Below are 25,811 nucleotides of genomic sequence, written 5' to 3'. Positions count from 1 at the left end.
GACCCCACGATACGGCGGGACCCGATCCTCTGCGCACCGCGAGACGGATGCGTCCAGGTCCCGCAGCGCCGGCGCGGAGTCCGAGGTACTCCAGGGCGAAGGAGCGCTGGCCGGAGACTCGCCCGACGACAGCGCCTCAGGAGAGCGCCTCAGAAGAGCTGGGCCCGGTGCTCCCGGACCCACGAGATCTCTGCCGCGCTCCGGTCCAGCGCGCCGTCGTCGACCCACGTGCGCTGTGGTTCCTGTCCACTCTCGGCCAGCCTGCGCACGAGATCTGCGGTGGACTGCATGCGTGCGATGAGCGCATCGACGACGTCGACGTCGGGGAGGTCTCCGTACGCCTCCAAGAACGTGTGGATGCGGTGCCTCCGGTCGGGCACCTCGGGGAAGTGGTGCCACTCGAGCGCGAGGGCGTCGGACCGGGTCGGCGCGAACCACTGCAGCGCATAGGCGACGTCATCGATCCGGGGAGCCGGATGCAGGTAGTCCCAATCCAGGAGGCCGACTGCTTCGTGCTCGCGCCAGACGAAGTTCCACGGTCCGGGATCGCCATGGCAGAGGACGAGCTCGGTGCCCGCAACCGCCGGTGCACCCCACAGGGCGTCTCCGGGCGGCTCCCAGTCCAGCGCGGCGTCATGAATCCTCCGGAGCAGGCGCGCCGCCGAGACGAGCCCCTCGTCAGTGTGCTGGTGATACCAGCTGTCACCTCCGGACTCCCCCTCCAGGTAGACGAGCCGCTCGACCCCGTCGGAGACGTCGATGGGCTCGGGCACGCAATCCAGCCCCTTCGCCCGCAGGTGCCGCAGGAAGCTGTGCACCGTCGGAGTGCCGGCGGACGACGGGCGCGTGACCACCTCCCCGGCGATCACGACCGGTCGATGCATGGCATTGACCTGTGCGGCACGGTCGGCCTGACCCATCGCCGAGAGCTCATCCATGCGCCCCATGGTGGAGGGGGATCGACACGGCCGCCACCGAATAACGGCGGAGGACGGCGCAGGAGCACGCCCGAGGGCGGAGCTCGTCGGAGCAGGCCGGTGCCCGGTGTCCGGGTGGGTTCCGCGGTGCGTGACCGCCGCACCAGCCGCGGGCCGCGGGGCTGAACCCGCGGGCGCGGCGGTTCCACGAGCGCAACGGAGTCCACGCGGAGTGTACCCGTCACGTCGAGGAACAGCGCGGTCTCGCCGAGATGCGGCACGTCCGCTGAACGATCGAGCCGGGGACCGCGCTGCTATGGACGCCCGCCCACGTCACGGAGGACGAGCTCCTCGAACTCGTCGATGACGGGGGATCCCTCGGGCCCGTCGAGGGCCACCTGTGTCATCAGGATGCTCACGTCACCACGATCGGGGTGCACCCGGGCGGAGGTGCCGGCGCCCCCGGTCCAGCCGTAGCTTCCGTCGGAGCGGACGCTCCCGCCGAATCCCCACCCTTCCCCGGCGGCGAGGAAGAAGCCTGCCTGTCGCTGCTGGGTCATGGTGAGGTGGTTGGTCAGGAGCACGGCGACGAGGTGCTCGGGGAGCACCTGACGTCCGTGGCTCCGCCCGCCGTCGAGCAGCATCTGTCCGAAGGTGAGCCAGTCGTTCGCGGTGCCGATCAGCCCTCCCGCCCCGTCGGGGAACGACGGGGGCCGGGAGTGCTGTCCCTCGGGAGGGTCGATGAGCCGGAGGGGTGCGCGGGAGTCGTCGGTGCGGCCGTACCTGCCCGCGAATCGGGGCACCTCCGCGGGCGGCACCCACCAGCGCACCTCCTGCATCTCGAGCGGCTCGAGGAGGCGTTCGGCCATGAGCACGTCCAGCGTCCCCTCGCCGACCCTCTCCAGCAGGAGCCCCAGCAGGGTGCTGCCCGTGTTGTAGGTCCAGCCGTCTCCGGGCTGGTGCGCGAGCGGCAGTCCGCCGGCCGCCCGCAGGAACGAGTCCCTGTCCAGGGAGCGTGGCAGGGGACCTTCCTGGAGCTCGGTCATGAGCGCCTCGGTGAACGGGCACGCGAAGTCCGTGGTGAATCCGAGGCCTCCGCGCAGCGTGAGCAGGTCCTGGACGGTGACCGGTCGATTCGCCGGCTCGGTCCGTGAGAGGGGGCCGCCTGGATCGAGAAGGACGCGCTGACCGGACAGCTCGGGCAGCCAGCGGTCCACGGGCGAGTCGAGCTCGAGGCTGCCGTCGGCCACGAACGTCAGCGCGAGGGCGGCGGTCAGCGGCTTGCCGAGGGAGTCCCAGTGGAACAGCGTCTGCGACGACATCGGGATACCGGACTCGAGGTCCTGCACGCCGACAGCCGTCAGGTGGGCGTGACCGCGCTGGGAGCGCAGTGCCACGGCTCCCGGCAGGAGCCCTGCGTCGACCTGGTCCTGGAGCAGAGTGCGCACGCCGTCCATCCGCGCAGTCTGCCACGGGAGGCGGGCACGTGCGGGCCGGGAGGGCACGTGAACTGACCCGGCACCGTCTCCAGCGCCATCTCAGTCGCCCGATCCTCCGATCGCCGAGCGCAGCCCATGACACCCTCCCTGGGGCGGCAGAGGCCGCTTTCGTCGTGCCGGGCGGGCTGCGGCGCTGATCGCGCCCCGCAGCGGCCGAGAGGAAGGCCGGCGTCCCAAGGAGGTCTTTCCGTTCTCGCTTCTCCCCAGAGCTTTCACGGGCGCAACGCCCTGACCTGCTGCACGGCGAAGGTGGTGCTCCTGAGGATTCTCAGCATCTTGTCCAGTTCCTTGACGAAGAGTCTGCGGGAGAGTCGAATCAGCTTCGTGGACCGTCCTCAGTTCAGCCCTCGGTGCCCTGGGCTCGACGTGCCCAACGCTCGAACTCAGCCTGGACCTCGTCGAAGAACGCGGTCTTCGCGCGGGTGTAGTCGTCGTAGTCGGCTTCGCCGGCGTTCTTTTTGCTGAGGTGTCTCTTCGTCGCTTCGTACCTGTCGCGCTGGTCGGGATGTGCCCGCAGCCAGTCTCGGAACCAGACGGCATATCGTCCCCAGGGTGAATCAGAGCGCCGCACGTGCAGGATGACTCGGTTGGGCCGATGCACGAAGATCGATTTCTCCCAGACAGCACCGTCTACGAGCTCCGAGCCGCGTGGGATGTCGCGGTAGACGCCAGGGGAGTCCGGGCGTGCTCCTCGAGCGCGCTCGTAACCCAGATCTCCGAGCCGTTCGGACACGGCGTCGTCCGTGGGTAACGGCAGGATGCGGATCTGGAGATCGAGGTGTGGCTTCGCTGCAAGTCCGGGCACGGCAGTGGAACCGATGTGGTCGTAGCGAGCTTCCGCAGCGCCCGGCAGATCTGTCAGGCGCTCGCGCACTTCATCGAGGCGTCGCTGGGCCTGAAGCGACCATGCGGGGTCGTACTTGTGCAGTTCGGCTGGGTTCGTCAGCTTCTGCCCCATGGCGTCACGCTATCCGTCGCGACGGCGGAAGCTCGAGAGCTGTCCGGAGACTCGGGCTCCAGCTCGTCAGGACGGGCGGGCTCTCTCACCTCGTCGCGACCACGTCGTCGGCGACCTAACAGGACCGGAGGAACACCTCTCGTCGGCCCGCATGGCCATCGAGCCCGTCTGACAGGCGGGCGGGAGATCTGACACGCGCTGGCCGAGAAGCCCGGAACTGGCCGACGTGTCCCGGAACCTACATCCGTTGTAGGTTCTCGCGCGATCTGCCAGCTGACTGACGCCGTGACCAGCCGTGCGAAATCTTCGTGACGCTCACGGATTCTCAGTATCTTGTCTAGATCCTCGGCGATCGTTGTCAGCTGAGCCGACGGTGTTCCGCAATCCGATCCTCGAGCGAGGCGGCGCGCGTATGCCGTCAAGCTGTTGTTGGGGCCGTGACGTCGCGCGCTTCGGGGTCCTGTCCGAGCGCGGCGCGGCCGCCGTCGACGGGCAACACAGTGCCGGTAATGAAGCTGGCGTCGGTCGAGAGCAGGTGATCGACAACTTTAGCGACTTCCTCGCCCCGGCCGACGCGGCCCAGTGGATGCAATCGACGAAGCTCTGCATCCAGTTTGTCGTCGTACCTCTCAGTGAGGATCGAGCCGAGGGCGACGGCGTTGACGCGGATGCCTTGTGGAGCGTAATCAATGGCCAGTGCGCGGGTCAGGCCTTCGACCGCTGCCTTTGCAGTCGCGTATGGCAAGGCGCCGGGCACGGCGCGCTGGGCCTGATGCGAGGAGACGTTGACGATCGCGCCCTGTGTCTTGTCGGCCAGGAAGCACCGGACGGCGGCCGCGCTGCCAGCTACCGCGAGACCAAGGTTCGCGGCGATCAGATCGACGATCTCGGTAGCCGGTGTGTTGTGGATCGCGGCGTCCCGGAAGATCGCGGCGTTGTTGACCCATCCGACCAGCGTGCCTGCATGCGAGGCCCGTTGCACCGCATCGTTGGGGACCTCTTCGTTGGCGGCGTCGCCCGCCACCGCCCCGATGTCGGCCTGCTCGCTTGTCCAATGGAGGGCATCAGGGTCCTGGTCAACCACGATCACGTGCCCGCGAGTGACCAACTGTTCTGCGATTGCCCGGCCCACACCACGGGCGCCACCAGTGACCACATACGCCGACGTCATAGCCCCCGAGCCTATCCCGCCCCGTCGTTGCGACCCCGTCTCCGGCGACAGCGAAGTGCAGGAGGACCACCTTGCTTCCACCCGCAGGGCGATCTGGCCATCTGACACGTCGGCGAGAAATCTGACACGCACTGGCCGAGAAACCCGGAACTGGCCGACGTGTCCCGGAACCTACATCCGTGGCCTCCGTCACAGCGTCCGCCAGTGGGAATGAACCTGGCCGGGCCAGAGTTGAGTGAGGTGTACTCAAGTTCAGTGATCCTCGGATTGACAACACGGATCCGGAGTTCTCTACTTGAGTCCGTACAGCTCAAGTCTTGCCGCCGGCCCCGGCGGCCGGCGGAGCCGCACGAGCAGCGGCCGGGAGACCGGCCATGATCGGGCGGCGTCGCACGAACCACCTTGCGGCCGCGAGCCGCAGAAAGGCAGGCACCCATGTCCCGTGTCGTCGGAATCGACCTCGGTACCACCAACTCCGCCGTCGCCGTCCTCGAGGGCGGTCAGCCCACGGTCATCGCGAACGCCGAGGGCTCCCGCACCACCCCGTCGGTCGTCGCCTTCTCCAAGCAGGGCGAGGTCCTCGTCGGCGACGTGGCCAAGCGCCAGGCCGTCACCAACGTCGACCGAACCATCGCCTCCGTCAAGCGCCACATGGGCACCGACTGGAGCCAGGAGATCGACGACAAGAAGTACACCGCGCAGGAGGTCTCCGCGCGCACCCTCGGCAAGCTCAAGAAGGACGCCGAGTCCTACCTGGGCGAATCCGTGACCGACGCGGTCATCACCGTCCCGGCCTACTTCTCGGACTCCGAGCGCCAGGCCACCAAGGATGCCGGCACCATCGCCGGTCTCAACGTCCTGCGCATCATCAACGAGCCCACCGCCGCGGCCCTCGCCTACGGCCTCGAGAAGGGCAAGGACGACGAGCAGATCCTCGTCTTCGACCTCGGCGGCGGCACCTTCGACGTCTCCCTGCTCGAGGTGAGCAAGGACGACGAGGGCTCGACCATCCAGGTCCAGGCCACCGCCGGCGACAACCGCCTCGGCGGCGACGACTGGGACCAGAAGATCGTCGACTGGCTGATCACGCAGGTCAAGAACAAGGACGGCGTGGACCTCGGCAAGGACCGCATCGCCCTGCAGCGCCTCAAGGAGGCCGCCGAGCAGGCCAAGAAGGAGCTCAGCTCCTCGACCTCCACCTCGATCTCGCTGCAGTACCTGTCGATGACCGAGAACGGTCCCCTGCACCTCGACGAGAAGCTCACCCGGGCCCAGTTCGAGGACATGACCTCGGACCTGCTCGATCGCACCAAGGCACCCTTCCACCAGGTCATCAAGGACGCGGGCATCTCCGTCTCCGACATCGACCACGTGGTCCTCGTCGGCGGCTCCACCCGCATGCCGTCCGTCACCGAGGTCGTCAAGGAGCTCACCGGCGGCAAGGAGCCCAACAAGTCCGTGAACCCGGACGAGGTCGTCGCCGTCGGCGCCGCGCTGCAGGCCGCTGTCATCAAGGGCGAGCGCAAGGACGTCCTGCTCATGGACGTCACCCCGCTCTCCCTCGGCATCGAGACCAAGGGCGGCGTGATGACCAAGCTCATCGAGCGCAACGCGGCCATCCCCACCAAGACCTCCGAGGTCTTCTCCACCGCTGAGGACAACCAGCCCTCCGTGGCCATCCAGGTGTTCCAGGGCGAGCGTCAGTTCACCCGGGACAACAAGATGCTCGGCACCTTCGAGCTGACCGGCATCGCCCCCGCGCCGCGCGGCATCCCGCAGGTCGAGGTCACCTTCGACATCGACTCCAACGGCATCGTGCACGTGACCGCGAAGGATCGCGGCACCGGCAACGAGCAGTCCATCCAGATCACCGGCGGGTCCGCCCTGTCCGACGAGGACATCGACCGCATGGTGAAGGACGCCGAGGCGCACGCCGCCGAGGACGAGGAGCGTCGCAAGAACGCCGACGCCCGCAACACCCTCGAGCAGCTCGTCTACCAGGGCGAGAAGCTGCTCAAGGACAACGCGGAGAAGGTCTCGGACGGGGATCGGACCAAGGCCGAGGACGCCATCAAGGAGGCCAAGGACGCCCTGGCCCAGGAGGACGCCTCGACCGAGGACCTCGAGGCCAAGCGCGACGCCCTCAACGAGGCGCTGCAGGCCGTGGGCACCGCGATCTACGCGCAGGCCGAGGGTGCCGAGGGTGCCGAGGGCGCGCCCGGTGCCGAGGGCGGCGAGCAGTCCTCCGGTGAGGACGAGGACGTCGTCGACGCCGAGATCGTGGACGAGGACGAGGAGACCAAGTGATGACCGAGGACCGGAGCACTCCCGACGACGCAGAGCGCCCTGAGGGTGAGCCGCGGTTCTCCTTCACCGACAAGCGGAAGGTGAACCCGGAGGACGGCTCCGTCCGTTCCTCCGGGGCCACCCCCGCGGCCGAGGGCCAGGGGGCCTCCGAGCCCTCCGACGCGCCCTCCGACCCGATCGACGCCGAGGCGGCCGAGCTCTTCGCACAGGCCGCGGAGGGCGGCGAGGGCTCGTCGGCCCCGGCCGACGCCGGTCGCGTCGCCGAGCTCGAGGGTCAGGTCACCGCGCTCACCGAGCAGCTCAAGCGCGATCAGGCCGAGTACGTGAACTCGCGCCGACGGATCGAGGGAGCGGCGCAGGTGAGCAAGGAGGCGGCCGTGGCGGGCGTGCTCGGCTCGCTGATCGGCGTGCTCGACGACGTGGAGCTGGGCCGCCAGCACGGCGACATCGTCGAGGGCACCCCGTTCCACGCCATCGCGCAGAAGCTCGAGGAGGTCCTCGCCTCGCACGGCCTGACGCGCTTCGGCGCCGTGGGGGAGGCGTTCGACCCCACGCTCCACGAGGCGCTCATGCACGAGGAGGCCGAGGACGTCGAGACGGCCACGATCTCTCTCGTCGTCCAGCCCGGCTACGCGATGAACGATCGGATCCTGCGACCCGCCCGGGTGGGCACCAAGGGCCCCTCCTGATCGTCAGCATCACCCCATGACGCGGTGCGGGGCCCGTCGGCCCGCCGGTCGGCAGGCCCCGCACCCGTCCCGTCACGACACGCAGAAGCACCTGAGGCTCCCGGAAGGAGACGCACATGTCCGGACAGGACTGGCTCGACAAGGACTTCTACGCGGTCCTCGGCGTCTCCAAGGACGCGAGCGCGCAGGAGATCAAGAAGGCCTACCGCACCAAGGCCAGGAAGTTCCACCCCGATCGTCACCCCGACGATCCCGCGGCGGAGGAGAAGTTCAAGGAGATCGGCGAGGCGTACTCGGTCCTCAACGACGCCGAGCAGCGCGAGCAGTACGACGCGATCCGCGCGATGGGCTCCGGCGGCGCCCGCTTCTCCGCAGGCCAGGGCGGCCCCGGCGGGGCCGGCTTCGAGGACATCTTCTCCTCGATGTTCGGCGGCCAGGGCGGTCCGCGCACGGCGCCGGGCGGCGCCCCCGGCGGCGCCGGCAACCCCGACATCGAGGACCTGCTGAAGATGTTCGGCGGGCAGGGCGGCGGCTTCGGCGGCAGCGGTCCGGCCGGGTTCCAGGGCAACTACGGGGGCGCTCCCGCGAAGGGACAGGACACCTCGGCCCGCACGAGGATCAGCTTCCGCGACGCGGCGCTGGGCACGGAGATCCGCCTGACCGTGGACGGCAGCAGCCTCACCACCCGCATCCCCGCCGGGGTGCACGACGGGCAGAAGATCCGCTTGCGCGGCAAGGGGCGGCCCGGCCCCGGCGGGGCTCCCGCCGGTGACCTGCTGCTGACCCTCGACGTCGAGGACCATCCGGTGTGGAGCGCCGACGGCGCGAACCTGCGCCTGACGGTCCCGATCTCCTTCGACGAGGCGGTGCTGGGCACCACGCTGTCCGTTCCGCTGCTCGAGGGCGGCACGGTCTCGGTGAAGGTCCCGCCGGGCACGCCCTCCGGACGTACCCTGAGGGTGCGCGGCAAGGGGCTGACGACCACGAAGAAGGCCACCGGCGATCTCCTCGTCACCGTCCAGGTCGCGGTCCCCGCTCATGTGGAGGGGGCGGCGAAGCAGGCGGTCGAGGACCTGCGGGAGGCGCTGGCCGACGAGGACCCGCGCGCGGGACTGGCCGAGTCCGCCGCCCGCTGACCCGCGGCGGACGGCCCATCGGCCTCGACCGTCGCCCACCGGATCCCAGGAAGGAGCGCGAGGATGGCGAGTCCGCACCGCATCGACGATCGCGCCCCGGTCTTCGTGATCTCGGTGGCGGCGGAGCTGTCCGGGATGCACCCGCAGACCCTGCGCCAGTACGACCGGCTGGGGCTGGTGATCCCGCAGCGCACCCGCGGCCGAGGGCGCCGCTACAGCGCCCGTGACATCGCGCGCCTGCGCGAGATCCAGACCCTCTCCCAGGAGCAGGGCATCAACCTCGCCGGGATCAAGCGGATCCTCGAGCTGCAGGACCGGGTGGGGGAGCTCGAGGGGCAGCTCGAGAGCGTCCGCGAGACGCTCGACACGATGACCCCCGCGCAGCGGCGCGTGTTCTCGGCGGACCGCGACGGGGAGATCAGCGCCCTGCGCCGCGGGGAGCGACCCCGTCGGCGCTCCACCGGCAGCGCGCTGGTGGTGTGGCGCCCTACGCGACGCGGCTGAGGTCGGCGGCGGCGAGCCCGCGGCTGCGGGAGCGCACCCCGGCGAGACGGTAGATCTCGGCGAGGTCCTGGGCAACCTCCGCGATGTCCACGCCCTCGGCGGCCCGGCGTCCCGCGGCGGTGAGATCCTCGAGGTCCCCGGCCAGCAGCGCCTCGAGCTTCTCGACGACCTGCCCGGCGAATCCGGGGCCGTCGCCCTCGACCTGATGGGTCAGCACCCCGTCGGGCATCGCCGCGCGGTACAGCGGGATCCCGCGCACCAGGGCGGGCGTCTCGCAGGCCAGCGCCTCCCACAGCACGATCCCCTCGGTCTCCTCCTTGGTGAGGAAGCAGAAGGCATCCGCTGCGCAGTACGCCTCGCGCAGCTGGTCCGCGCGCACGTAGCCGGGGAAGAGCGCATTGGCGGGGGCGCCCGCGAGCGCGCGCTCCACCTCGGCCGTGAGCAGCCGTGGATCGGTCCGCCCGTACCAGACGAAGGTGACCTCGGGCATGCGCCGGGCGACCTCCACCCAGTCCAGGATGCCCTTGCGCACCAGCTGCATGCCCACGCTGATCACGACCTTCGCCTCGGGGGCCAGGCCCAGGGACTCCCTCCACCGCGCCCGCGTCTGCGGGTTCGGGCGGAAGAAGTCGGTGTCCACGCCGTTGGAGAGCACGCTGATCGGGGTGCGGATCCCGTACTTCGGCGCGGAGACGAGCTGTCTGGAGTACTCGCTCGGCGTGACCACGGCGTCCCCGCGCCGGTACAGGTGCGCGATCCAGCGGCGGAACAGGGGAGCGAGGCGGTTGGAGCCGGGGAAGGAGTCGCGGAAGTCGTCCTCGGTGGAGTGGGCCCACATCAGCACCGGCCTCCTGCGCAGCCGCGCCCACCGCGCCAGCAGCGGGGTGTCGGGGAACGGGGTGTTCAGGTGCACCACGTCGAAGCGCCGCAGCGGATTGGTGACCACCTGGTGCCCGAGCGCACGGACCGCCTCCTCCTGATGGCGGATGGCCGCTCCGATCCCGGACTGGTGGGCGAGACCGGCGAGACCGCGCGGCATGAGCACGCGCAGCGGCGCCTCCGCGGACGGGCCGGAGAGGTCCGCGCTGTCGGGGGCCGAGGAGCTGCGGGTGCCATCGAACCGCGGAGCGGGGCGCTCCTCGGGGTCCGGGACGGCGCAGTCAGGGGTCATGAGCATGTCGGGGCTCCGTTCACCAGGGAAGGCGTGCACGCCGAGCGGGCGTGGTCACCAGGGCAGGATTCTCAGCAGGAGGGCGCTGACCCCGAGTCCGTAGAGCATCAGCGACCAGGGCTTGCACAGCAGGACGATGGCGGCGTAGGTGCGCCACCGCATCTTCGTCGTCCCGGCGAGGTAGCCCAGCAGGTCGTCGGGAGCGATGGGCACGGTGATCACCGCGGCGAAGGTGCGGGTGAACCGCGGGCCGCGGGTCCATCCGAGGTACTTGTCGATCGTGCGCGGCGAGAACATCCTCTCCAGCACGCCGAGTCCCACGTGTCTGCCGATCGTGAAGTTCAGCAGCAGCCCGATGCACACCGCGACGTAGGCCAGGGCTATCCCCTCGACCGCGCCGAACATCACCGGTGCGGCGATGACGGTCAGGCCGCCCGGGATCACCGGGAACACCACGAGGGCGATGGTGAGGACCGTGAAGGCGATCGGGCCCCAGGGCCCGAGGGACGTGATGTAGGCGCGCAGGGACTCGAGCGAGGAGAGCACCCCGCTCTCGATCCCCCACCACACCAGCCCGACGCTGACCAGCAGCCCCAGCAGGGGTGAGAGGCGGGCGGCGGTCCGCAGCGGGTCCCGACGGGGGTGCGCGCTCGAGGCGGCGGCCGACGGCCGGGCCGGGGAGTCGGCCGGCGCGGGTCGCGCCGCCCGTCTCAGCGTCGGTGCCGGCTCCGCGACGGCGGAGGGCAGCAGGGGCAGCTCGCTGGTCGCCGTGCTCATGCGGCCACCGCCTGTCGGCCGATGATGCGCGGCGAGCGTCCCCGACGGACCTGCTGGTACACGTCCAGCACGCGGCGGCCGAACTCCGCCGCACCGCAGGTGGCGCGCGCGTGCTCGACGGCAGCGCGGGCCATCTGCCCACGCCGGCGGGGATCGTCGAGCAGAGCGCTCAGGTGCTCCGTGAACTGCGCGGCGTCCTCGAACTGCCAGCCCGTGCGTCCCTCGACCACCACGCTCGAGAGCGAGGGGTCGCGACGGCACAGCAGCGGCAGGCCGCAGGCCAGCGCCTCGATGAACGTCAGCCCCTGGGTCTCGCTGAGCGAGGCGCCGACGAAGACATCGCCCATCCGGTACCAGCGCTGTACCTCGGAGGGCTCGACGACGCCGGCGAAGCGGACCCGGTCCTCGATGCCGAGGGACCGGGCGCGCTCCTCGAGCTCGGTCCGGTAGGGTCCCCCGCCCACCAGCACCAGGACGGCGTCGCGGCGGTCCGCCGCGGCGACCATGTCCAGCACCTCGTCGAGGTTCTTCTCCTTGGCCAGACGGCACACGGACAGCAGCACCGTCTGCCCGGGGTCGATGCCGAGACGGGCGCGCAGCGCCCGGGCGTCGGCGCGCTCCGCCTCGTCGGCGGCCGGGCGGAACCTCTGCAGGTCCAGTCCGGTGGGGATCACCTGCACCGGACGGCGCACGCCGTACTCCGACAGCAGGCGGGACACCTTCGCGGTGGGCACGATCACCGCATCGGTCCCGGCGAGCGCATGGCGCGAGAACGAGGCCACGACCTTCCGGCCGACGGTGCGGCTGGGGGAGTAGTAGTGGGTGTAGTCCTCGTAGATCGTGTGGTACGTGTGCACGAGCGGGACCGACAGGGTGCGCGCGATCCGCTTGGCCCAGACGTAGGTGGAGAACTCGCACTGCGAGTGGATCACGTCGGGGCCCCAGCGCAGGATGTCGCGCAGCATCCGACGGTTGCCGGGCATGCCGATCCGGGCGCGGTCGTAGACCATGCCCGCGGAGACCGAGCCGATGCGGTAGACGCCCGGCTCATGGCGGGTGCGGAAGCCCTGGGAGAGCGTCAGCACGCGCACCTCGCAGCCCAGCGCGATCAGTTCACGGCGCAGGGTCTGGACGGAGGCCACCACCCCGTTGACCACGGGCTCCCACCAGTCGGTGGTCAGCAGCACTCGCAGCGGACGGTGCTGATCCGTCGTGGTCCGCGGACCGGGGCGCATCCTGGTGAGGTTCACTCCTCGAGCCTCGCACCCGTCTCCTGCGAGCGCGTCCCCCGATCGGAGGAGAGGCATCAGACCGGGGTCTGATCCCTGTGTCCTCCACGGCGCGTGAGGTCTCCTTGCATCCATGCTTCGAGCCTACGACCGGCCATGAAGGACCGGCACGGGGCGCGCCCGACCGGTCGCGGGGAGTTTCCCCCTAGCGCATCAGCCCGTCACCTGGTAACGGGCTGTGAAGGACCCGGAGGCGAGCTGCTGGGAGAAGATCGCGAAGCGGGCGCCGATGTGCGGGTCCTCGGGATCGACGCCGAGCGACTCGACGGGCAGGGCGTGCACCGAGAACTGGTAGCGATGAGGAGCGCCGGGCGGCGGCTGAGGGCCGTCGTAGCCGACGTTGCCGAAGTCGTTGCGCGCCTGCTTCAGCGAGGAGTCCTCGCGGGGGACCCCCAGGGGCAGCGAGGTCGCCGACGCGGGGATGTCCCAGGCGATCCAGTGCCAGAAGCCGGAACCGGTGGGGGCGTCGGGGTCGTAGCAGGTGATGGCGAAGGACCGGGTGCCCTCCGGTGCCCCGGCCCAGCTGAGGTCGGGGGAGAGGTTCTCGCCGCCGAGGTCCTCCACCAGCTGCTGGGGAGCCACGACGGAGCCGGCGGGGGTCGCCTGCGACTGCAGGGTCAGACCGGGGGATGCGCTGGACTCGCTCGTGTTGTGATCCATCCCGCCAGCGTAGGCGGTGCCCCGCGACGAGTCGAGGGGGTGCGCAGTGGGCGGGCGCTGCGCCGCTACACTGGCGGCCATGCCTGAGAACGCACTGACCACGCAGGGCGTGGACCTCCTGCCCGTCGTCGTCGGCGGGGACATCGGTGCCTACTCGTTGGCCCGGGCGTTCCACGAGGCGTACGGGATCCGCACCGTGGTCGTCTCGCGGCTCGCGGGATGGGTGGTGGGCACCTCGGCCCTCATCGACAACGTGCGCTGCGAGGACCCCTTCGACGCCGAGAAGCTCGCGCCCGTCCTCCAGCGGATCGCCGAGGAGCATCCGGAGCGTCCCCTGCTCCTGCTGGGCTCCGCGGACTCCACCGTGAAGGCCATCATCGAGGTGCGCGACCGGATCGGTCTCGACGACCGCTACCTGGCGCCCTACGTCTCCCGTGACACCTTCGCGGCCGCGACCGAGAAGCAGAACTTCACCCGGCTGTGCCAGGACCTCGGCGTCGACCACCCCGGCACCGTGGTGGTCGACTGCACCGAGGAGATCCCGGAGGACCTCGAGATCCCCTTCGAGTTCCCGGTGATCGCCAAGCCCGCCGAGGTCTCGGACTGGAAGCGGGTCACCTTCCCCGGCCAGAGCAAGGTCCACACCGTCGCCTCGCGCGAGGAGCTGGGGGAGCTGCTGCGCGCGATCCGCGGTGCCGGCTACCGCAGCTCCATCATCGTCCAGGACCGCATCCCGGGCGACGACCAGTTCATGCGCATCCTCACCGTCTACTGCGACGCCGACTCCCGCGTGCGCTTCGCCTCCTGGGGCCGCACCCTGCTCGAGGAGCACGCCCCCGGCGCGATCGGCAATCCCGCCGCGATCATCACCGGCGTGGACCCCGAGATGGTCGCCCAGGCCCAGCGCCTGTGCACCGAGCTCGGCTGGACCGGCTACGCGAACTTCGACCTCAAGTACGACCAACGCGACGGCCGCACGAAGTTCTTCGAGCTCAACCCGCGCCTGGGACGTTCGAACTACTACATCACCGCCGGCGGCCACAACCCCGTCACCTGGTACGTCGACGAGCACTTCCGTCACGCCCTGCCCACCGAGGGCCCCGGCTCCGGCGTCGGCGAGGACGGCATCGTCCAGGACCAGCCCGAGGTGCTCTACACCGTGGTGCCCACGGCGCTGGTGCGCCGCTACACCACCCAGCCCGAGGCGAGGGCCCAGCTGCGCCGCGTGCTGAAGGCCGGACGCGTGCGCAATCCGCTGCGCTACCCGGGCGTGGAGACCGACGCCAAGCGGCGCGGCTACGCCCTGGCCGCCGCGGCGAACTTCGTGCTCAAGTTCCAGCGCCACTACCGTCCCGAGGGCGGCGACCGTCTCTCCCGCCTGGTGCCCCGACGCGCGGCGTCCGCGAGGGCGGAGGCGTCCCCGGGCTCCGCCGCGCCCCCCGCGCAGGATCGCGCGTGAGCGGGGAGGGCAGCGGGGAGGTCGGAGGCCGCCTCGACCCCGCCGACTGGACGGGCCCCGTGGTGGGTGTGCTCGGCGGGCTCGGCCCCGCGGCCACCGCCGTGTTCCTCGACGTGCTGATCCGCGCCACCGACGCCGGCAGCGATCAGGAGCACCTGGACCTGCTGGTCTCCCAGCACTCCACCACCCCCGACCGCACCGCCGGGATCCTCGACCCCGGCGCCCCCGATCCCGGGCCCGTGATCGCGCGCGACGCCCGCATGCTCCAGCGCGCCGGGGCGGATCTGCTGGTGCTGCCCTGCAACACCGCCCACCATTACGCACGTCAGGTCGAGGCCGCCGTCACGATCCCGCTGCTGAGCATCGTCGAGACGACCGCACGGGCCGCGGTGGCGGCGGCCGACGGCGCACCCGTGGCCGTCTTCGCGACCGAGGGCAACATCCACGCCCAGGTCTACCAGGACGCGATCGAGCACGCCGGCGGCACCGCCCTGACGCCGGGGCGCGAGCTCCAGGAGGACGTGAGCCGCCTCATCTACGAGCAGGTCAAGGCCGGGCGGCCGGTGGACCTCGCGCTGTTCGAGTCCAGCATCGACCGGGCTCTCGCGCAGGGCGCGGGCACGGTCGTGCTCGGCTGCACCGAGCTGTCGGTCGCGTACGACCAGCACGGGTACCGCGGCGACCCGCGCCTGGTCGACTCGCTCACCGAGCTGGCCCGGATCACCGTGCGCGAGGGCGGCAAGGAGCTCACCGACGGGTTCCGGTGAGGCGGTGGGTGAGACGGTGAGGGATCCGCCCCGGGCGCATCGTGCCGTGGGGACCCTGTCGCGGACGGGCCCTGCACCGCAGCCGTCGGAACGCGGAGCCGCTCAGAACCCCGAGTCCGTGGGCTTGGGGTAGTAGCGCAGGAACTTGCGCACGTGGTTCAGGCCCACGAGCCGCGCGTAGCGGCGGGCCCAGGCGCCGTCGGCCGCATAGGACCACGGGTTGCGCACCCCACGTCGGGCGACGGTGCGCACCCAGCGGCGCATCTCGGGATCGCGCACGTAGCGCATCAGCAGCGGCATCGGCACCAGCGAGTAGAGGATCTCGTCGACCCGGGTGACCGGCTCGATCTCGCGCTGCTCGATCGCGTCGGCGACCACGAAGCGGGCGATGTTCGCCCCGGCGGAGGAGACGTAGAAGTTGTTGCGGCCGATGCGGGGGTTCACCTCGAAGAACTTCCAGACCCCGTCGCGGGGGTCGCGCTTGACGTCGAAGTTCGCGAAGCCGCGATAGCCGGTGGCCTCGAGCAGCGCCCGGGCCTGGGGGAGCGCGTCGCCGAACTCGGTGGTGATCATCGCGGCCGGGCGTCCCAGCGCATCGGGGGTGTGCTCGCCCAGCAGCACCCGCGCCGAGCACAGCAGCGTGACGCGGCCCGCGGCGTCGGCGTAGGCGGTGATCGAGCCCTCGGCGGTGTCGTCGCCCGGCACCAGCTCCTGGACGACCAGCCGGCCGGTGTACCCGGCGTCGGCGATCGTGCGCACCAGCTCCTCGAGCTCCGCGGGCTCGGAGAGGAACCAGACCTTCTTCTTTCCCTCGAAGCGCACCCCTGCCATGTCCGCGGTGCGAGCGGCCTTCATGACCAGCGGGAACGGGATCTCGGTGCGCGGTGGCTCCCAGTCCTCACCCCGCGGCTCGCCCAGGTCGATGACCTCGGTGCGGGGCGTGGCCACCCCGTGCTCGGTGCACAGGTGGGCGAACTCCGCCTTGTCGGACAGCCGCGCGAGGGTCTCGGCCTCGAGGATCGGCATCACGAAGTGCGGGGCCAGCTCCTCGCGGTGATCGCTCATGAGCTGGATCAGCGAATCGGCGTTGGCCAGCAGCAGCTGGGGGCGCTCGCCCCCGCGCTCGGAGGCCAGCTCGACCAGCGCGGTGATCAGGTCCTCGTCGCTCGCCCCCGCGCCCAGCTCGCGCATCTCGCTGGTGACCGAACGGCGCATCGGCTCGATGCCCACCTTGGTCACCACCGTCGCGACCACGCCGTACTCCTCGTGGAAGGCGCGGGCGAGGGTGTGCACGCCGAGCCCGGTGCCCAGCAGCACCAGGTCGAAACCGACGGTGCCGGGGGCGGGGTCGCCGGCGGCGGACACTGCAGGTTCCGCAGCGTGATCGCTGCCGGGCCGGGCGGAGCGGGGGAGCGGGGAATCGGGTCGAGCCATGGCCATGATCCTATCCGTGACCGGGGCCCGTCCTATCCCTTGACGGCCCCGGCCGTGGAGCCGCCCACGATGTACCTCTGCAGGAACTGGTACAGGATGATCACCGGGATCATCACCATCACCGACCCCGCGGCGAAGACGCCCAGGTTGTTCGAGCGGTCCGAGGAGAACATGCCGTACATGCCCACCGCGAGGGTCTTCTTCGAGTCGTCGGTGAGGAAGATCGAGCCGATCAGGAACTCGCTCATCGATCCCACCAGCGCGAGCAGCAGCGTGGTGGCCAGGATCGGGGTCATCGAGGGCACGAGGATCTTCACGAACGCCTGCCAGTGGGTGGCGCCGTCGATGATCGCCGCCTCGTCCAGGGACCGCGGGATGGTGTCGAAGAACCCCTTGAGCAGCCACACCTGGCCGAACGCCCCGCCCATCAGCACGGCGACGTAGCCGGCCAGGGTGTTCAGCCCCAGCATCGGCACCGCCTCGCCGAGCTCCGCGATCATCGTGTACACCGCGATCATCGAGAGGATCGCGGGGAACATCATGATCAGCAGCACCGCGAGCATGCCGCCGCGGCGACCGCGGAAGCGGAAGCGGCTGAAGGCGTAGGCGGCCAGCAGCGAGAGGAACACCTGCCCGACGGCGACCACACCGCACACGATGATCGTGTTGAGGTACCAGCGCAGGAAGTTCGCCCGCTGGCCGCTCAGCATCGCGGCGTAGTGGTCCAGGGTCACCCCGCGGGTGGGGAGCAGCCCGGCCGAGGACAGCGATCCGCTCTGGTTCACCGAGGCGGACAGCACGAACAGGATGGGGAAGACGGCGAAGCCGACGGCGAGCACGCCGACGACGTGCCGCCATCCGATCTCGGCGAACCAGCGGCCGAAGGGCATGCGGTGCCCGGAGGTCGCGCGCGGAGCGGTGGAGGTGCTCATGGGGATCCCTTCCGCGAGCTCAGTTGACGTCTTCGAGGACGTTGGTGAATCGGAACTGGACGGCGGCCAGCACGCCGGTGAGGACGAACAGGCACACCGAGACCGCGGAGGCGAAGCCGAAGTCCGCGCCCGAGCCGCCGAAGGCGATGCGGTAGACCATCGAGATGAGGATGTCCGTGGAGCCGCGGCCGGAGCCGTCGGGGAACGGACCGCCCTCGGTGAGCAGCTCGATCGCGTTGAAGTTGTTGAAGTTGAAGGCGAAGGACGAGACCAGCAGCGGCGCCACGGCCACCAGCAGCAGCGGCAGCACGATCCTCGAGGTGATCTGGAAGCGGGAGGCGCCGTCCATCCGGGAGGCCTCCGTCAGCTCGTCGGGGATCGCCTGCAGCGCGCCGGTGGCGACGATGAACATGTACGGGAAGCCCATCCACAGGTTCGTCAGCAGCACAGCGGCCTTGGCGAGCGTCGGGTCGCCGAACCAGTTCAGGTTCAGCCCGAGCATCTGGTTGATGAGACCGAACTCCTGGTTGTAGAAGTTCGACCACACCAGCAGCGAGATGAAGCCGGGGATCGCGTACGGCATGATCAGCACCGAGCGGTAGACCCGCCGGCCCTTCAGGCGCTGGTCGTTGAGGATCAGCGCGAGCGCGAAGCCGAGCGCGAAGGTCAGCAGCACCGACCCGGCCGCGAACACCAGCGTCCACACGAAGGCGCCGACGAACTGCCCGGCGACGGTCGAGTTGGTGAACAGCCGCTCGTAGTTCGACAGGCCCACGCCCTGCAGCCAGCCCTGGGAGAAGGCCCGCTGCCCCTCGGCGTCCACGAAGTACTCCTCGTCGCCGATGGTCCCGACGGTGTAGACGTCCCCGGTGGCGGTGTCGGTGATGGTGTCGGAGTCCTCGTCGTACTGCAGGACGGTGCTGCCCACGAAGGCCTGGTTCACACCCAGCGGACGCACGGCGGTGGAGTCGTCCACGGGGACCGAGAGCTCCATCAGCTCGTCGTAGACCGCGTTGACCTCGTTCGCGGTCAGCACCGTCAGGCCCGAGACCTCGGTGACGCGCCCGTCGACCACGGTGACGTCTTCTCCCGGCACCTCCTCGAGCGCCGACTCGGCGTCGCCGCGGAAGACGGTGCCGTCGCTCGGGTCCACCAGGAACAGCTCGAAGGGTCCCTCGGTCGCCGAGCCGGCGGTCGCCACCGTCATCGCATAGCGCGGAGCGTCGGGGGACTGCTGCACGGAGTTGGCCACGATCGACCCGACCGCCTGCTCCTTGGTGCCGCGGGTGCCGTCGCCGTAGTTGGTGAAGGAGTACCCGAGGGTCAGGGCGATCGGGAGGATCAGGAACACGCTGAGGAGGAACGTGCCGGGGAACAGGTACTTGGCAGGCACGAAGCGCCGGGTCGAGTAGAGGGCGAAGATCCCGACGGCGGCGACCAGCAGCACTGCCAGCCACATCCAGGACTGCTGGGAGACCAGCACCGGGGCGATGAAGACCGTCACCGCGAGAGTGATGCCGAGGACCAGGATGCGGGCGACCACGGCGGGGACCGAGGTGGACCGCGTCCGGTGCGCGGGGGCATGCGTCGAGGTCATGAGGCGACTGTGCCTTTCGGAGGTTCAGGGGCTCGGGGCACGGGGCTTAGGGCGCGGGGCGCGTAGCTCAGGGCTCGGAGCTCAGGGCTCAGGGCTCTGGCGCGGGGCGCGGGACCGGGCGGGCCGAGCCTGGCGGGCAGGGGCCGATCCGCCGCACCGAGCGCAGGAGCGGTCGGTGCGGCGGCGGATCGGCCGTGCGGCGATCAGCCGATCGCGGAGGCGATCTCCTCGCCGGCGGACTCCATCGTCGAGTGCGGGTCCGCTCCGCCGACGATGTTGGCCTGGGCGATGCCCAGCGGGCCCCAGATCGCGGCCATCGCGGGGATGGCCGGCATCGGGTCGGCGGCCTCGGCGGCCTCGGCGAAGATCATCACGTGCTCGTCGGAGCTCGCGATCTCCTCGCGCAGCTCGAGGTTCACCGGCGGCAGCGGGTTGGCCTCGTACATGGCCTTGGCGACGTCGGGGGAGCTGGCGACGTCGGTCATGAACTGCTGGGCGAAGCCGGCGTTCTTCGCGTTGGAGGCGACGTAGAACGAGTTCACGCCGGCGAAGGGGGCGGCCGGCTCCATGCCCTCGAAGCCGGGGATCGCGGAGACGGTGAAGTCGATGCCCGAGTCGCGCACGTCCGCGAGGGCCCAGGGGCCCGAGATCAGGTAGGCGGACTTCCCCTCGGCGAACAGCGAGATCGAGTTGTCGCCGGTGATGGCCTTCTTCAGCACGCCCTGCTCGCCGAGCTCGGCGATCTTGTCGGCCGCGGCGAGGGAGCCCTCCTCGCCCACTCCCAGATCCGAGGGGTCGAGACCGCCCTCGGAGTCCTTGCCGAACAGGTAGCCGCCGGCCGAGGAGTAGAGGGGCTGCATGTGGTACGGATCGCCGGACTCTCCGACCGGGAGCGAGAGGATGTTGTCGGCGCCGCCGGCCTCGGCCGCGGAGATGAGCTCCTCGAGGCTCGAGGGCTCCGGGGCGTCGGTGAGGTCGTTGTTCGCGTACAGCGCGAGGGTCTCGACCGCATAGGGCACGCCGTAGGTCTGCCCGTCGTAGGTGACGGCCTCGATGCCGATCGGGGCGATCGAGTCGCCCACGTCCGAGGGCAGCTGCACCGGCGAGATCGCGCTGTTCTGCACGAGGTTGCCGATCCAGTCATGGGCGCCCATGGTGATGTCGGGGCCGTTGCCGGCCTGGTTGGCGGTGATGAAGTTCGCCTGCAGCTCGTCGCCGGGGACGACCTCCACCACGACCGAGACCCCGTTCTGCTCGCCCCATTCCGTCGCGGAGGGCTCGAGCGCCGGGGCCTTCTCCTCGTCGGCCCAGATCACGAGGCGGGAGCCCGCGTCGGCGGCACCCTCGCCGCCGTCGTCGGAGGCGCCGCCGCCGGTGCCGCCCCCGTCCCCGGCATCGGAGCCGCCGCAGGCGGCCAGCACGGACAGGGAGGCGGCGACGCCTCCCAGGGCGAGGAAGTTCTTACGACGGATCTGCACGTCTTCTCCTTTGAATCGTGGTCGCTGTCGACCGGTCCAGGGCGATGCCTGATGGAGGCACTGTAGAGCCGACAGCCACGAGTGTGCAAGAATGTGCAAGAACTTTCAGATGACGATCGGGCAACGGTGACGATGCCGACCGGCCCCGGAGGGAGAACGTGATGAAGCGACTCATCGATATCGCCGAGGCCGCCGGCGTCAGTGAGGCGACCGTCTCCCGGGTGCTCAACGGGCGCGCCGGCGTCAACGAGGACACCCGCAGGTCGGTGATCGATGTGGCGCGCAGGATGGGCCGCGACGTCGGTCCTGCGGCGGCCGGTGGCGGACCGCTCGTCGGGGTGCTCGTGCCGGACCTCGACAACCAGGTCTTCACCGCCTGGGCGGAGCGGATCGAGGCCGAGCTGTTCGAGCGCGGCGCCTCCACCCTGGTGGCTCTGCGGGCCCGCACCGTCGAGCGCGAGCGCGAGATCTTGCAGCGCTTTCTGCACTGCGGCGTGGAGGCGATCATCGTGGTCTCCGGCCACCACGCCCAGGAGCGGGCACCGATGGACCACTACCGCGAGGTGACGGCGGCGGGCGTCCCGCTGGTGCTCATCAACGGCGTGCAGGAGGACCTCGACGCCGCGTACCTCTCGACCGACGACGAGCACGCGGTGCGCGCGGTGCTCACCCACCTGCAGGACCTCGGCCATCAGCGGGTGGGTCTCGCGGTCGGCGACGAGCACACCTGGCCCGTCCGCGAGAAGGTGCGGGTCTTCGAGGCCGTCACCCGCGACTGGTCGCCGCGGCCGCAGCCCATCGCCTTCACCGACTTCTCCTACGCGGGCGGGTACGAGGCCGCGCGCGACCTCGTCCAGCGCGGTGCGACCGCGATCGTCTGCGGCTCCGACGTCATGGCCGCCGGCGCCCTGGAGGGCGTCCGCTCCGAGGGCCTGCGCGTGCCCCAGGACATCTCCGTGGTGGGCTACGACGACGTCTTCTGGGCCGCGCTGACCGACCCCCCGCTGACCACCGTCCGCCAGGCCGTCGGCTCCATCGCCCGGGCCGCCGTGCGCACGGCGCTCGGCGGGGGCGAGGACTCGCGTCGGCCCGCCCGCACCGAGGTGGTGGTGCGCCCGCAGCTGATCGTGCGCGGTTCGACCGCGGCCGGGCCCGACGGGGCCGCTAGCATGGAGCGGTGACCTCACCGAACGACACCCGCACCAGCTACGACACCGCCCAGCAGCGCAGCGACAGGATCTGGTCGCAGATCGAGGCCGACCCCTCGGGCCTGCGCATGCTGACCGGCGACCGCCCCACCGGAGCCCTGCACATCGGCCACTACTTCGGCTCGCTGCGCAACCGGGTCCGGCTCCAGGACGCGGGCGTGGAGACGTGGCTGATCGTCGCGGACTACCAGGTGATCACGGACCGCGAGGTCATCGGGGACATCAAGGGGTCGGTGCGCGAGCTCCTGACCGACTACCTGGCGGCGGGGATCGACCCCGAGCGCTCGACGATCTTCACCCACTCGGCGGTGCCCGCCCTCAACCAGCTGATGCTGCCGTTCCTGTCGCTGGTGACCCAGCCGGAGCTCGAGCGCAACCCCACCGTGAAGGCGGAGCTCGCCGCGGCGGGACGCTCCGCGATGGGCGGGCTGCTGCTCACCTATCCCGTCCACCAGGCGGCGGACATCCTGTTCTGCCACGGCAACCTGGTCCCGGTGGGCAAGGACCAGCTGCCGCACATCGAGCAGACCCGGGTGATCGCCCGTCGCTTCAACGAGCGCTACGCCGGGGGCGAGGAGTTCTTCCCCGAGCCCGACGCCCTGCTCTCGGACGCCCCCACCATCCTGGGCCTGGACGGTGAGCACAAGATGAGCAAGTCCCGCGGCAACACCGTCATGCTGCGGATGGACCCCGACGAGACGCTCAAGAGGATCAAGAAGGCGAAGACCGACGCCGACCGGCGGATCACCTTCGACCCCGAGAACCGGCCCGAGGTCGCGAACCTGCTGACCCTCGCCTCCCAGGCCGCGGGCCGTGCGCCGGAGGAGATCGCCGAGGAGATCGGGGACCGCGGCGCCGGCACCCTGAAGATCTACACCGCCGAGGTGCTCAACGAGCACCTCGCCCCGCTGCGCGCCCGCCGGGCCGAGCTGGAACAGGATCCCGGCTACCTCTTCGAGGTGCTCCGGGCGGGCAACGAGCGGGCCAATGCCGCGGCGGACGCGACGCTCGCGACGGTGCGCGAGTTCATGGGGATGGTCTACTGAGCCGCTGACCCGGCACGGCCCGGCCCGGGGCCCGCCCCCGCGACCGGCCGTCCCCCTGGCCCGCGGGATCAGAACCGGCTCGAGCTGCCCGCCCCGGAGAAGCCGCCGCCGGAGTATCCCGAGACGCTGGTGCCGGATGAGCTCGGAGTCCGGTGCGACTCGAGCGCCGAGGTCGAGTCGTGATGCCAGCTCGTGTACCACAGCACCGGGCTGAGGTGCCAGAACGGGGCCTCGTCGGAGGTGTGCTCGAGGCGCTGGCGACGCGCCCGCAGCGAGCGGTACTCCTCGTCCGCCGCCGGCATGTCGAGGTCCGCCTCCCGCATCGTCTCCGCCTCCTCCTCGTCCTCCGCGACGGCGGCGATGTGCAGCCCCTGGAGCCGGGAGACCGCCGCCGAGAGCTCCCGGGTGAGGGTGTCGAGGCGCTCGAGCGCGGAGTCGGGGTCGATCCGGTCCTGCTCGAGCCGTGCCGTGAGCTCGTCGAGCTCCGTGGAGACGCCGCGGCCGAGGTCGATCAGCTCCGCGGCGGCACGCCTCTCCTCGTCCGAGGTCCCGTCCTCGTCCACGGGCAGCTCGTCGATCTGGGCCACCGAGTCGCGCAGCGGCTCCAGCTCGCGCTCCCAGGCCCGGCGCCAGTCGCCGAGGCGGTGCAGCAGATCGGCCGCCGCGATGATCGCGTCGTCGGTCTCGTCGAGGACGCCGACGGTGCGCTCGAACTCGCGGGAGATCCGACGCTGCGGGGAGCGGAGGCCCCAGCCCCAGGGACGCTGCGAGGTGGCAGGCAGCTGCTGGTGCAGCTGCTGCGCCTCCGCGATCCGTCGCCTGTACTCCTCGTGGTCCTCGAGCGCGGCCCGCGCGTAGGGCGAGTCCTCCGGCAGGCTGCGGGCCGCGGCGTCGGTGGCCGCGCGCCGGGCGAGCACGTCCTGGTAGCGGGGAAGGGCGCGGTCGACCCGTCGGCGTGCGGCACCGCGCAGCCCGAGCGCGGCGAGCGCGCCCCCCACCACGCCGACCACGGCAGCGAAGCCCGCGACGTAGGCGCCCGGGCTCTGCCACCAGGGGCGGTCCAGCAGGTCCGCGTACCGCTCGGCGCCCGCCAGCAGGGCCGACTCCCAGTCCTCGTCCCGGGCGTCCTCGCGCATGGCCTCCTGCACCGCGGCGAAGCCGTCCTCGTCGAGCCTCACGTCCTCCCCGGCATAGGTGCCCAGGAAGCGGCCCACCGGATCCATCGCGAGGATCACGGTGCCGTCGGCGAAGTGCTGGCCGTCCGCGGAGAGCAGCTCGGGCTGCTCGTCCCGGGCATGGTCGCGCACGGCGCTGTTCAGCGCGGTGTCCTCGGAGGTCGAGTAGCCGAAGTCGGTGACCTCGAGGACCAGCACCACCAGGTCGACCTCGGAGCGGAAGTCCACCTCCTCGAGGGCCTCCGTGAGCGGCTGCTCCTCCACGGAGCCGGTGGTGTCCAGGACGCTCACCGAGCGCGGCGGGTCCGCGAGCGCCGGGGCCGGGGCGAGCACCGTCAGCACGAGCACCGTCAGCGCGAGGAGCCCGAGGACGAGGAGCCCCGAACGAGGACTCCCCGTCGACCGCGCTGCGGACGGGTGGCGGGGAGAGGGGGAGGGGGCGAAGGTCATGGGGTGACGATACGGAGCACGGGTGCGGGACGACCTCCGACGATGGTCTGCTCCTGGGCGGTGCGGCTCCCACCTCCGCCGGGGGTCGATGGGAGTTCCTGGACCCCCTCGCAGGCATCCCGGTTATGATCGGGCCAAGTGCACCTTTGATCCCGCCCGAAGAGCGGATTCCCCACGAGGATCCCCCACGACAAGGAGAAGCATGCCCGTCTACGAGAACGTCTCCGAGCTGGTCGGCCGTACCCCGCTGGTCAAGCTCAACCGGCTGGGCGACGAGGTCAAGGCCACCGTCCTCGCCAAGCTCGAGTTCTACAACCCCGCCAACTCCGTCAAGGACCGCATCGGCGTGGCCATGATCGACGCCGCGGAGGCCTCCGGCCAGCTGCAGCCCGGCGGCACGATCGTCGAGGCCACCAGCGGCAACACCGGCATCGCCCTCGCCATGATCGGCAGCTCGCGCGGCTACAAGGTGATCCTGACGATGCCCGAGTCGATGTCCAAGGAGCGGCGGATGCTGCTGCGCGCCTACGGTGCCGAGCTCATCCTCACCGAGGCCCCCAAGGGCATGAAGGGCGCCGTGGACAAGGCCGAGGAGGTCGCCGCCGAGACCGGCGCGGTCCAGGTGCGGCAGTTCGACAACCCCGCCAACGTCGAGATCCACCGGCGCACCACGGCCGAGGAGATCTGGACCGACACCGAGGGCGCCGTCGACGCGGTCGTCGCCGGCATCGGCACCGGCGGCACCATCAGCGGTGTGGGCCAGGTGCTCAAGGAGCGCAAGGGCGAGGTGAAGATCATCGCCGTCGAGCCGGAGGAGTCCGCCATCCTCAACGGCGGCCAGCCCGGGCCCCACAAGATCCAGGGGATCGGGGCGAACTTCGTGCCCAGCATCCTGGACCGCGAGATCTACGACGAGGTCATCGACATCGACGCCGAGACCGCCATGGACCGCGCCCGCTCCGTGGCGCGCTCCGAGGGGCTGCTGGTGGGCATCTCCTCCGGCGCGGCCATCGAGGCCGCGGTCCGCGTCGGCTCCCGCGAGGAGTTCGCGGGCAGGACCATCGTCGTCGTCGTGCCCTCCTTCGGCGAGCGCTACCTCTCCACTCCGCTGTACGCGCAGTACGCGGACTGATCCGGGAACGGAGCCCCATGGCCACTCGTCCCCTCACCGGTCCGCTGGATCGGGT

The 25,811-nt window shown here is 70.8% G+C and carries 22 protein-coding genes; 9 read left to right on the top strand and 13 right to left on the bottom strand.

The genetic code is table 11. The annotated features are described in order from the left end of the window. Positions 1-149 precede the first annotated feature (149 nt). The 4 genes from ACT3SP_RS05925 to ACT3SP_RS05910 form a co-directional block, all read right to left on the bottom strand. The gene (locus tag ACT3SP_RS05925; protein ID WP_444586333.1) at positions 150-938 is read right to left on the bottom strand and encodes a phosphotransferase enzyme family protein; all 789 of its coding nucleotides are present in this window, start codon (positions 936-938) and stop codon (positions 150-152) included. Positions 939-1,231: 293 nt separating this feature from the next. Further along, positions 1,232-2,374 carry a serine hydrolase domain-containing protein gene (locus ACT3SP_RS05920; RefSeq protein ID WP_444586332.1) on the bottom strand — a complete coding sequence of 381 codons (1,143 nt, stop codon included), beginning with the start codon at positions 2,372-2,374 and terminating at the stop codon, positions 1,232-1,234. Between the two features lie 382 nt (positions 2,375-2,756). After that, positions 2,757-3,374, bottom strand: coding sequence for a GrpB family protein (locus ACT3SP_RS05915; RefSeq protein ID WP_444586331.1), 618 nt, complete (start codon positions 3,372-3,374; stop codon positions 2,757-2,759). A gap of 418 nt (positions 3,375-3,792) precedes the next feature. Further along, positions 3,793-4,545 carry an SDR family NAD(P)-dependent oxidoreductase gene (locus tag ACT3SP_RS05910; RefSeq protein ID WP_444586330.1) on the bottom strand — a complete coding sequence of 251 codons (753 nt, stop codon included), beginning with the start codon at positions 4,543-4,545 and terminating at the stop codon, positions 3,793-3,795. A gap of 435 nt (positions 4,546-4,980) precedes the next feature. Between ACT3SP_RS05910 and dnaK the strand changes: the two genes are divergently transcribed. The 4 genes from dnaK (at position 4,981) to ACT3SP_RS05890 (ending at position 9,181) form a co-directional block, all read left to right on the top strand. Beyond that, positions 4,981-6,852 (top strand): molecular chaperone DnaK, encoded by a 1,872-nt coding sequence (dnaK, locus tag ACT3SP_RS05905; protein ID WP_444586329.1) that lies wholly within the window; start codon positions 4,981-4,983, stop codon positions 6,850-6,852. Further along, on the top strand, positions 6,852-7,541 hold the full coding sequence (locus tag ACT3SP_RS05900; protein WP_444586328.1) for a nucleotide exchange factor GrpE: 690 nt from the start codon (positions 6,852-6,854) through the stop codon (positions 7,539-7,541). Before dnaK ends, ACT3SP_RS05900 begins: the two co-directional genes overlap by 1 nt. Positions 7,542-7,657: 116 nt before the next feature. Continuing rightward, positions 7,658-8,677, top strand: a complete 1,020-nt coding sequence (locus tag ACT3SP_RS05895) for a DnaJ C-terminal domain-containing protein (RefSeq protein ID WP_444586327.1) — start codon at positions 7,658-7,660, stop codon at positions 8,675-8,677. Positions 8,678-8,740: 63 nt separating this feature from the next. Next, a complete protein-coding gene (locus ACT3SP_RS05890; RefSeq protein ID WP_444586326.1) occupies positions 8,741-9,181 on the top strand; it encodes a heat shock protein transcriptional repressor HspR in 441 nt (146 codons plus the stop codon). Here the strand turns inward: ACT3SP_RS05890 and ACT3SP_RS05885 are convergent. The 4 genes from ACT3SP_RS05885 to ACT3SP_RS05870 form a co-directional block, all read right to left on the bottom strand. Beyond that, entirely contained in the window at positions 9,165-10,358 is a 1,194-nt protein-coding gene (locus ACT3SP_RS05885; RefSeq protein ID WP_444586325.1) for a glycosyltransferase family 4 protein, read from the bottom strand. The genes ACT3SP_RS05890 and ACT3SP_RS05885 overlap by 17 nt on opposite strands. A 48-nt stretch (positions 10,359-10,406) precedes the next feature. Then, complete coding sequence (locus ACT3SP_RS05880) at positions 10,407-11,129, bottom strand: TVP38/TMEM64 family protein (protein ID WP_444586324.1); 723 nt, start codon at positions 11,127-11,129, stop codon at positions 10,407-10,409. Continuing rightward, positions 11,126-12,379 carry a glycosyltransferase family 4 protein gene (locus tag ACT3SP_RS05875; protein ID WP_444586323.1) on the bottom strand — a complete coding sequence of 418 codons (1,254 nt, stop codon included), beginning with the start codon at positions 12,377-12,379 and terminating at the stop codon, positions 11,126-11,128. The genes ACT3SP_RS05880 and ACT3SP_RS05875 overlap by 4 nt, the downstream gene beginning before the upstream one ends. A gap of 192 nt (positions 12,380-12,571) precedes the next feature. Continuing rightward, complete coding sequence (locus ACT3SP_RS05870) at positions 12,572-13,078, bottom strand: YbhB/YbcL family Raf kinase inhibitor-like protein (RefSeq protein WP_444586322.1); 507 nt, start codon at positions 13,076-13,078, stop codon at positions 12,572-12,574. Between the two features lie 79 nt (positions 13,079-13,157). Between ACT3SP_RS05870 and ACT3SP_RS05865 the strand changes: the two genes are divergently transcribed. Both ACT3SP_RS05865 and ACT3SP_RS05860 read left to right on the top strand, forming a co-directional pair. After that, a complete protein-coding gene (locus ACT3SP_RS05865; RefSeq protein ID WP_444586321.1) occupies positions 13,158-14,537 on the top strand; it encodes a carboxylate--amine ligase in 1,380 nt (459 codons plus the stop codon). Then, a complete protein-coding gene (locus ACT3SP_RS05860; RefSeq protein ID WP_444586320.1) occupies positions 14,534-15,304 on the top strand; it encodes an aspartate/glutamate racemase family protein in 771 nt (256 codons plus the stop codon). Before ACT3SP_RS05865 ends, ACT3SP_RS05860 begins: the two co-directional genes overlap by 4 nt. 102 nt (positions 15,305-15,406) lie before the next feature. On the opposite strand, the gene ACT3SP_RS05855 is transcribed toward ACT3SP_RS05860, so the two are convergent. From ACT3SP_RS05855 to ACT3SP_RS05840, 4 genes are all read right to left on the bottom strand, one after another. Then, positions 15,407-16,738, bottom strand: coding sequence for a carboxylate--amine ligase (locus ACT3SP_RS05855; protein WP_444586319.1), 1,332 nt, complete (start codon positions 16,736-16,738; stop codon positions 15,407-15,409). Between the two features lie 32 nt (positions 16,739-16,770). Beyond that, positions 16,771-17,670 (bottom strand): sugar ABC transporter permease, encoded by a 900-nt coding sequence (locus tag ACT3SP_RS05850; RefSeq protein ID WP_444586318.1) that lies wholly within the window; start codon positions 17,668-17,670, stop codon positions 16,771-16,773. Positions 17,671-17,689: 19 nt separating this feature from the next. Next, the gene (locus ACT3SP_RS05845; protein ID WP_444586317.1) at positions 17,690-19,267 is read right to left on the bottom strand and encodes an ABC transporter permease subunit; all 1,578 of its coding nucleotides are present in this window, start codon (positions 19,265-19,267) and stop codon (positions 17,690-17,692) included. A 203-nt stretch (positions 19,268-19,470) separates the two neighbouring features. Continuing rightward, positions 19,471-20,745 carry a sugar ABC transporter substrate-binding protein gene (locus ACT3SP_RS05840; protein ID WP_444586316.1) on the bottom strand — a complete coding sequence of 425 codons (1,275 nt, stop codon included), beginning with the start codon at positions 20,743-20,745 and terminating at the stop codon, positions 19,471-19,473. A 161-nt stretch (positions 20,746-20,906) separates the two neighbouring features. Here ACT3SP_RS05840 and ACT3SP_RS05835 point away from each other — a divergent pair, with 161 nt between their 5' ends. Together ACT3SP_RS05835 and trpS are read left to right on the top strand one after the other, a co-directional pair. Beyond that, the gene (locus ACT3SP_RS05835; protein WP_444586315.1) at positions 20,907-21,926 is read left to right on the top strand and encodes a LacI family DNA-binding transcriptional regulator; all 1,020 of its coding nucleotides are present in this window, start codon (positions 20,907-20,909) and stop codon (positions 21,924-21,926) included. Beyond that, complete coding sequence (trpS, locus tag ACT3SP_RS05830; protein WP_444586314.1) at positions 21,923-22,999, top strand: tryptophan--tRNA ligase; 1,077 nt, start codon at positions 21,923-21,925, stop codon at positions 22,997-22,999. Before ACT3SP_RS05835 ends, trpS begins: the two co-directional genes overlap by 4 nt. Positions 23,000-23,067: 68 nt before the next feature. On the opposite strand, the gene ACT3SP_RS05825 is transcribed toward trpS, so the two are convergent. Next, the gene (locus tag ACT3SP_RS05825) at positions 23,068-24,624 is read right to left on the bottom strand and encodes a DUF5129 domain-containing protein (RefSeq protein ID WP_444586313.1); all 1,557 of its coding nucleotides are present in this window, start codon (positions 24,622-24,624) and stop codon (positions 23,068-23,070) included. Positions 24,625-24,826: 202 nt separating this feature from the next. Here ACT3SP_RS05825 and cysK point away from each other — a divergent pair, with 202 nt between their 5' ends. Next, positions 24,827-25,756: a cysteine synthase A gene (gene cysK, locus ACT3SP_RS05820; RefSeq protein ID WP_444586312.1), complete on the top strand. Its 930-nt coding sequence runs from the start codon at positions 24,827-24,829 to the stop codon at positions 25,754-25,756. The last annotated feature ends 55 nt before the right edge of the window (positions 25,757-25,811 follow it).

It is taken from the genome of Brachybacterium sp. AOP43-C2-M15, assembly GCF_052446295.1.
Classification (GTDB): Bacteria; Actinomycetota; Actinomycetes; order Actinomycetales; family Dermabacteraceae; genus Brachybacterium.
The sequence above is the reverse complement of the archived record's forward strand: the minus strand, read 5'-3'. Positions and strand labels throughout refer to the sequence as shown.

Excerpts from the sequence above, each read along its gene's own strand:
- ACT3SP_RS05880 (WP_444586324.1), bottom strand. The coding sequence starts at position 11,129 with ATGAGCACGGCGACCAGCGAGCTGCCCCTGCTGCCCTCCGCCGTCGCG.
- ACT3SP_RS05835 (WP_444586315.1), top strand. The coding sequence starts at position 20,907 with ATGAAGCGACTCATCGATATCGCCGAGGCCGCCGGCGTCAGTGAGGCG.
- ACT3SP_RS05925 (WP_444586333.1), bottom strand. The coding sequence starts at position 938 with ATGGATGAGCTCTCGGCGATGGGTCAGGCCGACCGTGCCGCACAGGTC.
- ACT3SP_RS05910 (WP_444586330.1), bottom strand. The coding sequence starts at position 4,545 with ATGACGTCGGCGTATGTGGTCACTGGTGGCGCCCGTGGTGTGGGCCGG.
- ACT3SP_RS05855 (WP_444586319.1), bottom strand. The coding sequence starts at position 16,738 with ATGGCTCGACCCGATTCCCCGCTCCCCCGCTCCGCCCGGCCCGGCAGC.
- ACT3SP_RS05915 (WP_444586331.1), bottom strand. The coding sequence starts at position 3,374 with ATGGGGCAGAAGCTGACGAACCCAGCCGAACTGCACAAGTACGACCCC.
- ACT3SP_RS05900 (WP_444586328.1), top strand. The coding sequence starts at position 6,852 with ATGACCGAGGACCGGAGCACTCCCGACGACGCAGAGCGCCCTGAGGGT.
- ACT3SP_RS05890 (WP_444586326.1), top strand. The coding sequence starts at position 8,741 with ATGGCGAGTCCGCACCGCATCGACGATCGCGCCCCGGTCTTCGTGATC.
- dnaK (WP_444586329.1), top strand. The coding sequence starts at position 4,981 with ATGTCCCGTGTCGTCGGAATCGACCTCGGTACCACCAACTCCGCCGTC.
- ACT3SP_RS05895 (WP_444586327.1), top strand. The coding sequence starts at position 7,658 with ATGTCCGGACAGGACTGGCTCGACAAGGACTTCTACGCGGTCCTCGGC.
- ACT3SP_RS05870 (WP_444586322.1), bottom strand. The coding sequence starts at position 13,078 with ATGGATCACAACACGAGCGAGTCCAGCGCATCCCCCGGTCTGACCCTG.
- ACT3SP_RS05850 (WP_444586318.1), bottom strand. The coding sequence starts at position 17,670 with ATGAGCACCTCCACCGCTCCGCGCGCGACCTCCGGGCACCGCATGCCC.
- ACT3SP_RS05865 (WP_444586321.1), top strand. The coding sequence starts at position 13,158 with ATGCCTGAGAACGCACTGACCACGCAGGGCGTGGACCTCCTGCCCGTC.
- ACT3SP_RS05920 (WP_444586332.1), bottom strand. The coding sequence starts at position 2,374 with ATGGACGGCGTGCGCACTCTGCTCCAGGACCAGGTCGACGCAGGGCTC.
- ACT3SP_RS05825 (WP_444586313.1), bottom strand. The coding sequence starts at position 24,624 with ATGACCTTCGCCCCCTCCCCCTCTCCCCGCCACCCGTCCGCAGCGCGG.
- cysK (WP_444586312.1), top strand. The coding sequence starts at position 24,827 with ATGCCCGTCTACGAGAACGTCTCCGAGCTGGTCGGCCGTACCCCGCTG.
- ACT3SP_RS05845 (WP_444586317.1), bottom strand. The coding sequence starts at position 19,267 with ATGACCTCGACGCATGCCCCCGCGCACCGGACGCGGTCCACCTCGGTC.
- ACT3SP_RS05885 (WP_444586325.1), bottom strand. The coding sequence starts at position 10,358 with ATGCTCATGACCCCTGACTGCGCCGTCCCGGACCCCGAGGAGCGCCCC.